Origin of the sequence: Thomasclavelia spiroformis DSM 1552, assembly GCF_025149465.1 — a bacterium.
In the GTDB taxonomy this organism is placed as follows: Bacteria; Bacillota_I; Bacilli_A; order Erysipelotrichales; family Coprobacillaceae; genus Thomasclavelia; species Thomasclavelia spiroformis.
Window position 1 is genome coordinate 899,892 of sequence record NZ_CP102275.1, and the last position, 15,426, is coordinate 915,317.

A 15,426-nucleotide genomic window follows, 5' to 3' on the forward strand; every position below is an offset into this window, starting at 1 on the left:
ATTAAAGTGAAAGAAAGCATAAACAATAACGGTATTGGTGTTCATCATGGGGCTAGAGAAATCAATGTTGATTTTTTAAAACAATCAATACCCGGTTTAGACGATCTAGATAATACAATTAAAAGATTTAGAGAAGTAGCTTATAACTACAATAATAATAAAAATATTGATAAAAGCGAATATTATGACGAAAAATTCAATAATAATATTTCAATCTTAGCAGGAAGAGGAATGGGAAAATCATCAGCTTTAATTACTATCATTAGTCAAATTGAATCAAATCAATATTTTAAAGAAGTTGAAACTAAAAAAAATTATATTGATATTATAAATCCAATGATTGATCCTGAAGATATAAATGAAAACTCAGATATACTAGGATGGGTTATTACCTCATTATTTGAACAAGCAAATCAATTAGAACAAACAGACTCTAAAAAAAGTGATTTAAATTATTATTTTAATATCGATAATTCAATCCATCATGATTTACAAGAAAAGAAAAAAGAACTAATTAGCTATTATTCAATTTATAGTAAAGAATACAGTAATGTAGTCTTAAATAATAGTGTAAATGTACATGATTATAATTCTAATTTAGAAGATATCTTAACTTTTGATTATAAATTACATAAATGTTTATCAGAATTTATCAACATGATCATAAAATATAAACGTGATATCAATAGACATACAATGAAAGAATTGGCTGGAGAAAAAATCGAGCCATTAATATATTTTTTCTTTGATGATGTTGATATGTCATCAAAAAAATCAATTAAAATCTTAACTGATATTTTAAGTTATTTTGCGCATCCTAATATTGTTATTTTTATATCAGGTGATTATCAAGTCTTTGAACAAAGCTTGATGGCGTATTTTATGAGTGAAACTAAAGAAGTAACTTTAAAAATGTCTTATAAAAAAAGAAAAAAAGAAATAAAATTCGCAAAAGATCGCACAGAATATTTCTTAAAAAAAGTATTACCGCCATCATATCGCTTTTATGTACAAGAATTTTCTAATGATGCAGCAAAAATAGTTCATCATTATCATTCAAATCGTGATAATATTTTTGAAAGAAAAAATATTTTAGAATTATTAAGTTATGTATTTTGTGCTGGTCTTGAAGCTGATAATGATCCTGAAAAAAATGTGTATTTAAAAACTTTTATTGTTCCTAAACCAAACGATAATGATGATTTTGATAAAGAGAAGTTAGTAGAATTAAATGATGAAATAAGGATGAATTATTTATATGCTTATTTATCAGTTTTTAGTGTTAATATTCGTGGTTTTATGAATGTCTATAATTATTTAGTAAAAGAAGCTGAAAATATTTTTGAATCAGAAGATAAACATAAGTATTGGACTATTAATAAATTTAAAGAATTTTTACGAGTTATTTTAAATTCAAAACATACTTATCAAAAATATCAAAATAATATCGAAAAGTTTATATATGTTAAAGATCAAACAGATAATAAAGAACAAGAAGATGATTCAACAAAGAATGATTATACTAAATTAAGAATTGATTGTGAAGAATTGGGCTTGTTTATTAATGAATTAATGAAGAAACTTAAAGATAATCTTGATAGAGTAATAATTGATGATGATAATGATAAAGAAGATGATCCAGATTATATAAAAGGGGAAATTAATTCAATTATAATGCTTCCAATTTTAATAAATGAATTATTTTATATTATTCATCAAAAAAATTATGAACAAAGATATAAAAGTGTCAAAAATAAATTAAAAAACATTCTTACTAATACTTTTGTTAATTCATTAAACAAAAATATTCTTCTAATCCCTAATAATTTAGGAATGCGAAGAACACTATGTATTTATTATTTCGTTATTTCACGAATGAGTATCAATTTTTTAGATAAATTACGTAATTATTATAGCTATGATTATGATGCTTCTAATAATAAAAAATATATCGTTCAATTATACTATGCAACGATTCAATTAAAAACCGCTGGGGTAAAAAAACAAATTTTTGATCAAAAAGCGCCTTTTTCATATGATTGTTATGATGAATATAAAAAGTCTACTTATTCTAATTTAGATAAAAGATTAAAAATTGAAAAAGAAATAGCTAAAGAAATGAATAACATGTTTAAACATTTAGATCGTGAATGGTTAGCTGATAAAATCAAATTTGCTACAGCAATTACTCCAACTGTAAATAAAATTGAAAATATTGTACATAATAAATTCTTAGATAAGTTTGGACTTATGCCAATTAATGAAATTACTAAAATATTAGACGAAATGTATACTTTAATTAATCAGGTAAATGATTCCAATAAGCAATCTAAAAAACTTGATCCAATAATAAAATATTTTTATAAATTAGAAGAACAATTTAAACAAGTAAAAAATCTTGAAGATTCTAGTTTAATGAAAGTTTATGTAAATAATATTAAAACTAATTTTGATAGTTTAGAATTGCGTAATGAAAATGAAAAAAATGTAGATATATGTAAAAATATTAGTGAACAAATTCAACGAAGATTAGAAAATCGATTAACTGATAAAAACGATGAAAATAATGAAGATATTAATAAAATTAAAGCATTATTAAATTCTTTAGATGATTTTAAAATGGAATTTGAAGTTTTAGCTGATCGTTTATCTAATTTATATAATAGTGGCTATGATGAAATAGTTGATACATTGTATGAACAAATATATTATCATTTTGATATTGATATCGACATTATAATTGAAAATAGTAATGATGATAAGTTGTTTGATCAGATAAATGATAAAATATTAGATATACAATTAGATTGTTTGGATCGTAATCGAGAAAAATTAATTGATGATTTAAATAAATTAGTTCGAAATCTAAAGACAAGTGTAAGAGCAAATGGAACTACTGTCCCACGTAATAAAAAATATGTAGGAAATGAAGATATTGCTAATTATTTACTTCGTCAAACATGGAAGCAAGATATGGTAAACAGTGCGGAAATAAAATTTATTATCGATATTATCAAAAAATGCATGAAGTGTTATTATTTATATTTATTTATTTTAGAATATACGCGTGTAGAAAAATTATCTAATGATACAAGATTTTTTAATAACTTTAAATCAGGAATTGAATATGGAAATCAAACTAAGGGGTAATACTTATGGAAAATAGTAAAGAAAATTATTTGCGAATGTTAATTTTATTTTTACCGTATTTAGATTGTCGATTTTTCCATAAAAATACATTTTCACAAGAAGAATTAGAAAATGAAATTTTGATGGGAATTGAACATCATGGGCATATTTATAATTTAGATATGGTTAAAAGTACGATACAATTTTATTATAGTAAAAATGATACCTATCACTTAGATGATTTTTATGAGATGTTAAAAAATGCTGCACAATCATTATTAACATATCATCATAATCGTTTATGTATTGATATGTTTGATGATAATATGATAGATGAAGCAAAAAAATATATTTCTTTTTATCATAATAAAACACTTGATTATTTAGAATTGAATAAATTGATTGCTGATAGTTTATTAGCTGCATTTTATAATTGTTATAATGATTATGATTTAGAATTTTGTATTAATCATAATATGATTCAAACAGTTTCGGTTGTTAATCATCAATTAAATACGATTCTTTTAAAAGGGATTGCGGAAACTCACACGCATATAGTTGGCAGTATTCCTTTTGAAAAACAATGGAATTGGCTTGGTCATGAAATTCTTGACCATCATGAAAACGTACGATCAATATTAAAGGCAATTGATGACGATAAATCAGTTAAGTTTCAAAAACAACGTTATGGTTATAATGGCAGTTTAATTAATTTAATTATTGCAACGATGATGTTACGTTTATTGCTGATGTTGTATTTAGTGTATTACTTTTATAATAAAGATGATGATTTAGAAAGTTATTTATGTAAGCTTGAAGAAAAATTGAATGGTAAGATTAAAGCTAATTATGTTAAGTTAATTAATTATTATATGACAGGATTAGCTATCGATGATTTTAATTATAATGATTTTGATGGATTGATTGTTGCAATTGAAAAAGTTATTTATAGTTTGAGTAATTATCAAAAAGATGGATCGTTTTCTAAAAAAGTATATCAAGATTTTGTAAGAAGATTTATCGAAAATAAAGATTTAGATGTTAATAAATATATTGAATATATTTTACAGCATCAAAGTATCACTTATATCAAAGAAAAAAATGATCAAAGATTTAAAGAGTTTTTTCTTCATTATATAAGAGTTAAAAACTTTATTCATTCATTTATTGTTCAATCTAGTGATATAAAAGGCTTTTTAGAATTTCAATATTTCTTTAGAAGACAACATATGATTTTTGATATTCAACCAAATATGTTTAAAAATATTTTTGATACATACCTATATGATCAAGTAAAATTTCTAGAAATAAGAATTGGCCATGTTAAATTTAAATACTCAAGTAAACAAGAAAACTATGAAAATCTATATGCTTCAAAAATAAATGTTAATGAAACAATAAAAATATATTGTAAAACAGTATTAGACTTTGTAACATCATATTTAACTTTTTTAAAAACATTACCATCAAATAGCTTAGTTCCTCAAGTAGGTTTGATTTTACATTTTAATAAGCGCTATGATGATATTGAAAAATGTTGGGATAATTATTTTAAAGTAAAAGATGATTCATTGATTAGATATAAACAATATCAAGAAGAATGTTTTCTTAATTTAATTATTTTCCAAAAAATTAGAGCAGAAATACCATATGCTGATGAATATTTGATTGGAATTGATGGTGCAAGTAATGAACTATTTAGTGAGCCATGGATTTTAGCTCCAATTTTTCGTTCAGTTAAAGATAAATATAAATCAATTCTAAAAGATAAAGCTTTTAATAGATATGGAATAAAATTATTAGCAACAAAGGATTTAGGAATAACATATCATGTTGGGGAGGTATTTCATTCAATTGCTAGTGGTTTAAGACATGTTGATGAAGTAATTGATTATTATGGTTATCAAAATGGAGAAAGACTTGGTCATGGAACAATCTTAGGAATATCGATTGATAGTTATGTAGATAATCATCGAATCATTTCATTACCGACAATTGAGCTATTAGATAATTTATTGTGGTTATATCATTTAAAAGCTTATAAAAATTTATTTAAAGATATTTCAATTTCTTATTTAGAAGAACATATATGGAAAATTACACATTTTATTTATGATATAAATGGACATTTAGGTGGAAATAGTGAAGGAATTAATATTCATCATCTTTATTTAGCCTATAAAAAACAATTTACAGGATTAGATTTTGTTAAAGATGAATATTATTTATTAAACTGTGAAGCAAATTTTTCTAATAAAAATTGTATTTTTAAAAATTTTAAAAATTGGAATGAAGATTTATTATTTTATTCAAGACATTGTCGTTGTTTTTTAAAGAAAATGACACGAATGATTCAAATTGATACGAGTGATAAAACAATTATAAATATTTATAAAGAAGCTCAACAATATGTTATTAATAAAATTGCATGTAAAGGAATTATCATTGAAACTAATCCTGTTTCTAATGCAAATATTGGTGAATTCAATTCAATGAATGATCATCCAATTTTTATGATGAATGATTCTTTTGATAAAGATCATAATCATGTAATGGTAAGTGTTAATACAGATGATCCTGGTGTTTTTGGGACGACTTTAAAAAATCAATATGGCTTTATTTTACAGGTGTTAATTGATAAAGGGGTACCCATGGAAAAAGCATTAAAATGGATTGATATGACTAGAGAAAATGGTTTGAATTCAACATTTATCAATAGAACTAAAAAAACTAAAAAAGAAATTGAAGAAGAATTAAAAGAAATAAAAAGAATTCTAGAAGAAAAATTAAATAGAAGAGATGATAATAAATAATTAAAAAAATATTTTAATTAGCTAGAATCATTATAGATTCTGGCTATTTTAGTTAATAAAAGATAATTAATGATTTAAGATAGTTACTGAAAGAAATATGTAGATATGCTATAATGGGATCAAAGAAGCGAGGTGATATGATGAAAAAAGCTTTACCAATTGGAGTAGATGACTATCGAAGATTAAAAGAAAATAATTATTATGCAGTAGATAAAAAATTGATGATTGAAGAATTTTTTCAAAGACAGTCGATTGTTACGCTAATTACCAGACCAAGAAGATTTGGAAAAACATTAAATATGTCAATGATGGCAGAGTTTTTTGATATCACTAAAGATTCTAAAGAAATTTTTAATGATACTAATATCATTAAAAGTCTTTATGCATCAAACATGAATCAATATCCAACTATTTTTGTATCATTTGCTAATGCAAAAGGAGACTAAATCAATGTTGTACAACAGATCAAAGAACAATTAAGAAATGAATATAATAGTTATGAACATATATTTAATAATTTATCAAAATTTGAAGAAGATGATTATAAACAAGTTATTGATGGATTGATGTCTAAAAGTGATGGCAAGCTAAATAACATTATTGATGCATTATCTTTTTTGATGAAAATCTTAGAAAATATTATCAAAGAAAAGACATGCTTTTTATCGATGAATACGATACCCTATTTATTGAAACACATGTAATGGCTTTTACGATAAAATTAAAAATGGGCTAGCTTCATTACTGCAAAATTCTTTAAAAACCTCAAATAGTTTACAATATGCCTTGCTTACCGGAATTCAAAGAGTCGCTAAAGAAAATATTTTTAGTGACTTAAATAATTTAGTAGTTTGCACTGTTGAAGATCATACATATGATAAATATTTTGGATTTAATGAACAAGAAACAAAAGAATTATTAAAATATTATGATTTAAAATTAAATGAAGATGTAAAACAAATGTATGATGGCTATCATATTGTAAATCAGGAAATATATAATCCCTAGTCAATTATTAACTATGCAGATAGCCATGAATTACAACCATATTGGATTAATACTAGTTCTAATAAAATGATAAAAAAGCAATGATAAAAAGGGATCAAGCTTTTAATCAGGGGTATGAAAAATTAGTTGCTAAGGGATATTTACAAATGTTAGTACATCTAGATACAAGTTTTTTGAATCTAATCTAGGACGACATCTAGTTTATGGGGACTTTTTGTCAATGCTGGATATTTGACGATAGCTAAAACGATTTCACTTAGAGATAGGATATATATTATCAAGATTCCTAATCGAGAAGTACAAGAAGAATTTATGAATCTAACTGCATATTATTTAGATGTATTTGATACTTTATTAGCTGATTTATTTTATGCTTTAAAAATAACTAATCAAAATCTATTTACCACAACATATCAAAGAATTATTAAAAGTTTACCATCGAATTATGATTTAAAAGATGAAAACAGTTATCATATGATGATACTAGGGATGTGTGCCTGATTATCAAATGAATATGAAATCATCAGCAATAAAGAAATCAGTAAAGAAAAATGTGATATTATCTTAAAAGCAAAAGGTGATTTTACATTATATATCTTTGAATTTAAGTATACTAAAAATAACCATGATAATTTAGATGTTCTTGCAAGTAAGGCAATTAAATAAATAGAAAAAAGAAATTATAATTTAAATTTAAAAGGGAAAGTAATTTATGTTGGTTTAGTCCACTTACAAAAAGAAGTAGTAATAAAATGAAAGGAATTAGAAAATGATTAGAAAATTAGAATTAAATGAATTTGATACAATTTATGAATTATTAAAACAATGTTTTCCTAGTGATGAATATCGAACTTATGATCAACAACGAGCATTATTAGATAATCCATATTATCAAATATATGTTTTAAGTGATGAAAATAAGCAAATAAAAGCATTTATGGCAATCTTTGAATTTGAACAAATTGCTCATATTGAACATTTTGCTGTTAATCCACTTTATCGAAATGGTGGTCTTGGTTCAAAGATGTTAAATGATGTTGTGGCACTTTTAAATAAAAGAGTATGCTTAGAAGTAGAGTTACCAGATAATGAAATGGCTAGTAGAAGAATTGCTTTTTATAAACGCAATAACTTTTATCTTAATGAATATTCTTATATGCAACCACCAATGTCTTCAGGTAAAAAAGCAATTCCATTATTTATTATGACTAGTCAAAATAAGGTAAGTGAAGAGGAATTTGATAAAATAAAAACATTATTATATACCAAGGTATATAACCAAGATAGAACCTAATTATAGGTTCTATTTTAAATAATAGGTATCATAAGATGTGTTGGAGGGATATAATGAAACAAAATACTAAAGATTATAAAATAACATTTCACTATTTACCAACACAAACTAGTTTAAAAAAAGTATTAGAAAATAATTATCTAAATTATTTAAAAAAACAAGAAAATGATTCTACTAAAAGAAAAGGATATTTATATAATGACAAATAATAAATATTTAGTAGGAGCATATGAACGTTTATCAAAAGAAGATGATAAAAAAGATGAAAGTTCATCAATTGAAAGTCAAAAAATGATTATTGAATCATTTGCAAAATTTAATCAATTAAAAATTATTAAACATTATAGTGATGATGGTTTTACTGGTTCAAATTTTAATCGACCAGCTTTTGAAGCTTTAAAAAATGATATTGAAAAAGGAATAATTAATTGTGTAATTGTAAAAGATTTATCAAGATTAGGCAGGGAATTATATGAAACAGGAGGATATATTGAAGAATATTTTTTATCAAAACAAGTGAGATTTATTGCAATTAATGATGGTTATGATTCTAATGTTGGTGATGCAATGTTAGGAATCAGATTAAGTGTTAATGATTTATATTTAAGAGATACATCGAAAAAAATTCGAAGTAGTTTTGATGCGAAAAGGAAAAAAGGTGATTATATTGGTTCATTTGCAAAATATGGATATCAAAAAGATCCTCAAAATCCAAAACATTTAATTATTGACCCCGTTACTTCAAAAATCGTTAAACAAATGTTTGAATGGGTGGTGCAAGGTCTTGGAACAAGTACGATTGCGCATCGTTTGACTAAAGCAAAAATACCGATTCCCTCTATTTATAAAAAAGAAGATCGAACTAATCATCAAAATAAATTAAATGATGGTTTAGGTATTTGGCGTCCCCAAACAGTAAAAAATATTGTTAGTGATCAAATGTATTTAGGTCATATGGTCCAATCAAGATGGAAAAAACTCAGTTATAATTCTAAAAAACTTGTTGAATTACCACCTTCATCATGGATCATTGTAAAAAACACTCATGAACCAATTGTTAGTCAAGAGTTGTTTGATGCAGTACAACAAGAATTATCTAAGTATCATAAGTATCGAGCTCATCATGGAAAAAGATTTTTATTTCAAGGTTTGTTGAAATGTAAAGAATGTGGACATAATCTTAGCATTTCGACAAGAAAGACTAAAAAAAATGTCCAACATTGGACACAATGTAATTACTATTCTAAGTATAGTAAATATGGAATGTGTACGTCACATCGGCTAAATTATGATCTTTTAGAAAAAGATTTATTAAAATTTTTAAAATTTGCTGGAAAAAAGTTTTTAGAAGATTATAATTATGAATGCTTACTTAATGAAAGTATGCAAATTTGTCAAAAAAAGTTAGTAGAAATTAAGGATGCTTTAAAAAAAGTTCAACGTGAAATATTAAAAAAAGAAAGAATGTTAACTCGTTTATATGAAGATCGACTTGATGAGATTATTTCTGTTAAACAGTATACATTAGTGTCAAAAAAAATAGAAAATGAATTAAATGATTTAGAAGTTAAAAAAAATGAGTTGACTAAATCAGTATTATTGTATAAAAATGATTATTTGGATAATGATATAGAAAAATATAGACAGATGATCAATGATTTTATGAGTTTTAAATTTCCAACTAATGAATTAATGTTTCAATTAATCGATAAAATAGAAATTGATAAAGATAAAAATGTTGAAGTATTTTTTAAAGTAAATATTTCTAAATACATTGATATAAATTGTATCGAAGTTGCAAAGTAACAGGTGTAACACTGCCATTAATGTCTTATGGGGGTTCATCTTTAACAATAACTTTGATTGCTTTTGGAATTGTATTAAATATTTCAAAATCAACGTTTTAATGATATACTATGCAAAGAGGTGAGAAGATGAGAGTAATTATTGGGGCAGGAGGAACTGGAGGTCACCTTTATCCTGCTTTAGCTTTAGTTGAATATATCAAAGAAAAAGAGCCTGATAGCGAGTTTTTATTTGTCGGAACTAAAGATCGTTTAGAAGCGCAAGTTGTTCCTAGTAAAGGATATAATTATGTAGGATTAAATGTTCATGGATTAGTTGGGAATCCAATTAAAAAAGCTATTGCGGCAACAGTGTTTGTAAAATCAATTTTTACTGCAAAAAAAGTTGTTAAAAAATTCAAACCAGATATTGTAATTGGATTTGGTGGTTATCCTAGTGCTAGTGTAGTTGAAGCTGCATATCGTTTAGGATATAAGACAATGATTCATGAACAAAATTCAATTATTGGTTTAACTAATAAAATTTTGATTAAACATGTTGATAAGATCGTTTGTTGTTATGATCGAGCTTATCAAAATTTTCCTAAAGAAAAAACATATAGGTTAGGAAATCCTCGAGCTAGTGTTATTACTTCAATAAAACCTAAGGAAATTTTTAGTAAATATGGTTTAGATAAGCATAAACCATTAGTAACGATTGTAATGGGATCATTAGGTTCAAAATCAGTTAATGAAAAGCTGTTAGAATCATTACATGATTTTGAAAAAAAGGATTATCAGGTATTATATGTGACTGGTAAAAATTATTATGAAGAAATGAAAAATAAAGTAGGGAAACTTAATCATAATGTAAAATTAGTACCTTATATCGATGACATGCCTTCACTATTAAAAAACACTACTTTAATAGTATCGCGGGCAGGTGCTTCAACAATGGCTGAAATTAGTGCAATTGGTGTTCCCTCAATTTTAATACCTAGTCCATATGTTGCATCAAATCACCAAGAATATAATGCTCGTGAATTATCTGATCGAAGTGGTGCATTAATGATTCTTGAAAAAGATTTAAATAGTAAAGATTTTGTCGATAAAGTTGATTATGTTATTAATAATCAAATTGTTCAAGAAAGTTTAAGGAAAAATGCTTTAGCATTAGGAAAACCTAATGCTCTAGTAGATATGTATAAATTAATTAAAGATACGTTAGGAGCATAAAATGAAGTTTTCACAAGTAAAAATAGATTTAGAAATGTTAGATGCAGGCAGCATAATTGAAGATGAACCGCTTTATAAACATACTACTTATAAAGTAGGAGGACCGGCACGAATTTATTTAAAAGTTAAAGATATTGATAGTTTAGTAAAGACAATTAAATATTGTCGTAAACATCGTGTAAAACATATGATAATCGGTCGTGGCTCAAATTTATTATTTTCTGATAAGGAATATGAAGGAGTTATTATTTCATTATTTGAGTGTTTTACTGAAGTTAAAATCAATGGTTCATTGATAAAAGCTCAAGCTGGAGTATCGATGATTTCATTAGCATATCAAGCTGCTAAAATTGGTTTGAGTGGTTTTGAATTTATGGGGGGGATTCCTGGTTCAATTGGTGGTGGAATTTTTATGAATGCTGGAGCTTATAAATATGATATTGCAAGTGTAGTAAAAAGTGTCACTTTGTTAAATGAAAAATGTGAAGTTGTTAAATATAGTAAAGAACAGATGGAATTTGGATATCGTCATTCTATTTGTCAAGATCGTCATAAATTAATTATTCTTGAAGCTGAATTTGAATTATCAGCTAAAGAGCCTAATGAAATCAAGGCGGTTTTAGATAAACGAAAAGAAAGAAGAATGTCTAGTCAACCATGGAATATGCCAAGTGCTGGAAGTGTTTTTAGAAATCCAGAAAATAAATCAGCATGGCAATATATTGATGAATGTGGTTTGAGGGGATATGAAATTGGCGGAGCACAAGTTTCTCCTAAGCATTCTAATTTTATTGTAAATAATGGTTATGCTAGTGCTAAAGATATTTATGATTTAATTATGTTAGTTCAAGAAAAGGTATATGATAAATTTGGGGTTAAATTGAAATGTGAAGTAGATCTTGTTAATTGGGAGTAAAGTATGAAAAAGAAGCAAAAAGAAATGTATGATGATTATAAACGTAATCCAGTCAGATCGATTTTAAAAGAAAAAAAAGCTAGACGAAGAAGAAAAAGGATTAAAGCTTTATTAGTTATTTTTGTACTTGTTTTGATTGCTTCTTTTTTTGCCAGTGATTATAGTAGGATAAAATCGATTGATGTTACAGGAAATGAATTGATTGATACTCAAGAGATTATTAAAGCTAGTGATGTAAAAATACACCAAAGTTTTACCTTTTTTATAAACAATAACAAAATAGTATCTAATATAAAAAAATTACCATTTGTTAAAAGTGTAGACGTTTCTAAAGATTTGTCAGGAAAAGTTTCAATTCAAGTAGTTGAAAATGATCCAATTGGTCAATGTACAATTAATGATGTATTATATTTAATTGATGAAAAAGGTAAAATTGCTATTGATGATCAAAGAAAATTAATAAATTATGTACAACGTTGTCCTAAAATGAATAATTTTAATGAAAAAGTTTTAAAAGCTTTTGCTAAAGAATATGCAAAAATTCCCTATTCAGTTATTAGTCAGATTTCAAGTATAAATTATGCTCCACAAAATGCCGATGAAACTCGATGTGAGTTTATTATGGATGATGGTAAAATTTTATATTTGAGATATGATCAAATGGCTAATCAGTTAAAAGGAAATTATTATGCTTTGTTGATGGAAAAATATCCAGATGATAAATATTATGATTTTTTAGGGAAGTATGTGTATCGAAGTAAATAATTTGTGACTAAAGGAGTTTAAAAACTGTTGCATTTATGCTAGAATTGTATATATTAAGAAAGGGAGATACGTGATGAAAAATATTTACGCTATTTTAGATATTGGTAGTGCAACATTAAAGTTTCTTGTTGCAGAAATAAGTAATCTTAATGCCAATGTATTATTTGTTAAAACAATTCCTAGTCATGGCGTGAAAAAAGGAATTATTGAAGATGACCGTATCTTAACTAGAGATATACAAAAAGTAATTAAAGAAGCAGAAGAATTTTTAAAGACAAAAATTACAAGTGTCGCTTTGACAATTCCAACGATAAAAGCTAAATTATATCAAAGTGATAGTAGTATTAGTCTTAAAGATGATGGTTCTAAAATTACTAATGAGGATATTTTGAGGGTATTACGTTTATCCGCTAAATTTAAGCGTTCTAAAGATGAAGAAGTGGTGTCAATTATTCCAGTTAGATATCACAGCGATAAAGGTGCTACTGTTGAAGCACCAATTGGTGAAGTTTCAAGAAATTTGATTGTTGATGCTTTAGTTATTACAACGAGTAAGGAACTGCTTTATCCATATATCTCAGCAGTTGAAAAATGTGGGATTGAAGTACTTGATATTACAATCAATGCTTTTGCATGCGCTAAAGAAGCATTTGATGCTGCTTATCTTCAAGAGGGTGCTGTGTTAATAGATATAGGATATAAAACATCAACCATTTCATTTTATAAAGATGGATACTTGCAATACTTGACAGTATGTCAAGTAGGAGGTTATGATTTTACTAGAAATGTTGCGCAAAATATGCAGATTTCGATGAATCAGGCAGAAACTTATAAAATAAAATATGGATCATTAGATGTTACTAAAGGTCAAAATGATATTATTCATACTACCGTTATAGATGGTAAAAAGCACGATTATACGCAACAAGATCTTGCAGATATCTTAAAAGAGAGTGCGTATAATGTAATTGGAAAAATTAAAGAAAAAATTGCTGTAATTGATAGTGCTGGTAAATATGAAACATTGATTGTTGGTGGTGGCGGTGAGCTGGAAATGATTGATACGATTGCAAGTGAAGTATTGGAATGTCCAGTTAGGGTATATCGTCCTCAGACAATCGGTGCTCGGGATATGTCATTAGTCGGTACAATTGGGATGATTTATTATTTGATGGAAAGAAATAAAATTGTAGGTAATTATACACCTTCATTGGTGTTGCCAGATATTTCTAATACAATGTCTGTTAGATTTAAGGGGCTTACTAAGACTAGTCCTAAAAATCAAAATGGAAAAATGTCTAAATTGATAGATTCGTTTTTTAGTGAGGATTAATATAAGAAGAGAGGAAATAGGTTATCATGAGTGAAGAATTAGGATTTGAACAAGTAGCACGAATTAAAGTAATTGGTGTTGGTGGTGGTGGTAACAATGCTGTAAATCGAATGGTAGAAGAAGGTCTGGAAGGGGTAGAATTCTATGTTGCCAATACTGATTTACAAGTATTGAAACGTTCACCAGTTAAAAATAAAATTGAATTAGGTCGTGAATTGACTAAAGGATTAGGAGCAGGTGGAGAACCAGAAATTGGTAAAAAAGCGGCTCTTGAATCTGAAGCAGAAATTCGTAAAGTTTTAGAAGGTGCTGATATGGTATTCATCGCTGCAGGTATGGGTGGTGGAACCGGAACTGGTGCTGCTCCTGTTTTTGCTAAGATTGCTCGTGAATTAGGGGCGTTAACAGTAGGAGTTATTACTCGACCTTTTACATTTGAAGGAATGAGAAGAAAGAAACAAGCAGCAGCTGGGATTGAAGAATTACGTGCTAACGTAGATTCAATCATCACTGTATCAAATGACCGTTTGTTACAATTGATCGGTGGTCGCCCAATGCAAGAAGCATTTAGAGAAGCTGATAATGTATTGCGCCAAGGAGTTCAAACAATTACTGACTTAATTGCAATTCCTGCATTTATCAATTTGGACTTTGCAGACGTTTCAGCAGTTATGAAAAACCGTGGTAATGCTTTAATTGGTATTGGGATGGCTAAAGGTGATAACCGTGCTAAAGAAGCAGCTAAAGCAGCTATTTCTTCACCACTGTTAGAAGTTTCAGTAGCTGGTGCTAAAGATGCTATTATCAATGTTACTGGTGGTGCAAATATTTCATTGTTTGATGCTAATATTGCTTTAGAAACAATTTCTAAAGAAGTTGGTGATGATATTAATACATATTTAGGTATTGCAATTAATGAACAATTAGATGATGAAATTATTGTTACAGTAATTGCTACTGGTTTTGAAGATGAAAAAGAAGATGATTTTAGTCAACGTACTAATATGTTAAAACGTAGTAATGATGATTCATCATCAATGTCATCACGCTATAATCCAACTGAAGAAGAAGACGACGATGATGGAGATTTTCCACCTGCATTTATTAAAAATAGAAGAATTTAAAATAAGCTAACATTGTTAGCTAAT

General features: G+C 26.4%; 15 protein-coding genes. All 15 read left to right on the plus strand.

The features are described from left to right. Positions 1–6: 6 nt before the first annotated feature. The 15 genes from NQ543_RS04065 (at position 7) to ftsZ (ending at position 15,402) form a co-directional block, all read left to right on the plus strand. Positions 7–3,150: a hypothetical protein gene (locus NQ543_RS04065; protein ID WP_004610431.1), complete on the plus strand. Its 3,144-nt coding sequence runs from the start codon at positions 7–9 to the stop codon at positions 3,148–3,150. Positions 3,151–3,155: 5 nt separating this feature from the next. Next, entirely contained in the window at positions 3,156–5,942 is a 2,787-nt protein-coding gene (locus tag NQ543_RS04070) for a hypothetical protein (protein ID WP_004610432.1), read from the plus strand. 113 nt (positions 5,943–6,055) lie between these two features. Beyond that, positions 6,056–6,388, plus strand: coding sequence for an AAA family ATPase (locus tag NQ543_RS04075; protein WP_004610433.1), 333 nt, complete (start codon positions 6,056–6,058; stop codon positions 6,386–6,388). A 340-nt stretch (positions 6,389–6,728) separates the two neighbouring features. Then, entirely contained in the window at positions 6,729–6,950 is a 222-nt protein-coding gene (locus tag NQ543_RS04080) for a P-loop NTPase family protein (RefSeq protein ID WP_004610435.1), read from the plus strand. A 231-nt stretch (positions 6,951–7,181) separates the two neighbouring features. Then, on the plus strand, positions 7,182–7,451 hold the full coding sequence (locus NQ543_RS04085) for a hypothetical protein (RefSeq protein WP_004610436.1): 270 nt from the start codon (positions 7,182–7,184) through the stop codon (positions 7,449–7,451). A gap of 60 nt (positions 7,452–7,511) precedes the next feature. Continuing rightward, entirely contained in the window at positions 7,512–7,616 is a 105-nt protein-coding gene (locus NQ543_RS04090) for a hypothetical protein (RefSeq protein WP_230197317.1), read from the plus strand. 103 nt (positions 7,617–7,719) lie between these two features. Continuing rightward, the gene (locus NQ543_RS04095; RefSeq protein ID WP_004610437.1) at positions 7,720–8,244 is read left to right on the plus strand and encodes a GNAT family N-acetyltransferase; all 525 of its coding nucleotides are present in this window, start codon (positions 7,720–7,722) and stop codon (positions 8,242–8,244) included. A 53-nt stretch (positions 8,245–8,297) separates the two neighbouring features. Continuing rightward, on the plus strand, positions 8,298–8,453 hold the full coding sequence (locus NQ543_RS04100; RefSeq protein ID WP_154645961.1) for a hypothetical protein: 156 nt from the start codon (positions 8,298–8,300) through the stop codon (positions 8,451–8,453). Continuing rightward, positions 8,443–10,050: a recombinase family protein gene (locus NQ543_RS04105; RefSeq protein ID WP_039904557.1), complete on the plus strand. Its 1,608-nt coding sequence runs from the start codon at positions 8,443–8,445 to the stop codon at positions 10,048–10,050. Before NQ543_RS04100 ends, NQ543_RS04105 begins: the two co-directional genes overlap by 11 nt. Positions 10,051–10,070: 20 nt before the next feature. Further along, positions 10,071–10,151 carry an FtsW/RodA/SpoVE family cell cycle protein gene (locus NQ543_RS04110; RefSeq protein ID WP_230197318.1) on the plus strand — a complete coding sequence of 27 codons (81 nt, stop codon included), beginning with the start codon at positions 10,071–10,073 and terminating at the stop codon, positions 10,149–10,151. A gap of 27 nt (positions 10,152–10,178) precedes the next feature. Then, positions 10,179–11,264 (plus strand): undecaprenyldiphospho-muramoylpentapeptide beta-N-acetylglucosaminyltransferase, encoded by a 1,086-nt coding sequence (gene murG / locus NQ543_RS04115; RefSeq protein WP_039904559.1) that lies wholly within the window; start codon positions 10,179–10,181, stop codon positions 11,262–11,264. A 1-nt stretch (position 11,265) separates the two neighbouring features. Next, a complete protein-coding gene (murB, locus tag NQ543_RS04120) occupies positions 11,266–12,180 on the plus strand; it encodes a UDP-N-acetylmuramate dehydrogenase (protein ID WP_004610442.1) in 915 nt (304 codons plus the stop codon). Positions 12,181–12,183: 3 nt separating this feature from the next. Beyond that, positions 12,184–12,945 (plus strand): cell division protein FtsQ/DivIB, encoded by a 762-nt coding sequence (locus tag NQ543_RS04125; protein ID WP_004610443.1) that lies wholly within the window; start codon positions 12,184–12,186, stop codon positions 12,943–12,945. Positions 12,946–13,018: 73 nt separating this feature from the next. After that, the gene (gene ftsA, locus NQ543_RS04130) at positions 13,019–14,278 is read left to right on the plus strand and encodes a cell division protein FtsA (RefSeq protein ID WP_039904561.1); all 1,260 of its coding nucleotides are present in this window, start codon (positions 13,019–13,021) and stop codon (positions 14,276–14,278) included. Between the two features lie 26 nt (positions 14,279–14,304). After that, complete coding sequence (ftsZ, locus tag NQ543_RS04135) at positions 14,305–15,402, plus strand: cell division protein FtsZ (RefSeq protein ID WP_004610445.1); 1,098 nt, start codon at positions 14,305–14,307, stop codon at positions 15,400–15,402. Positions 15,403–15,426: the final 24 nt, after the last annotated feature.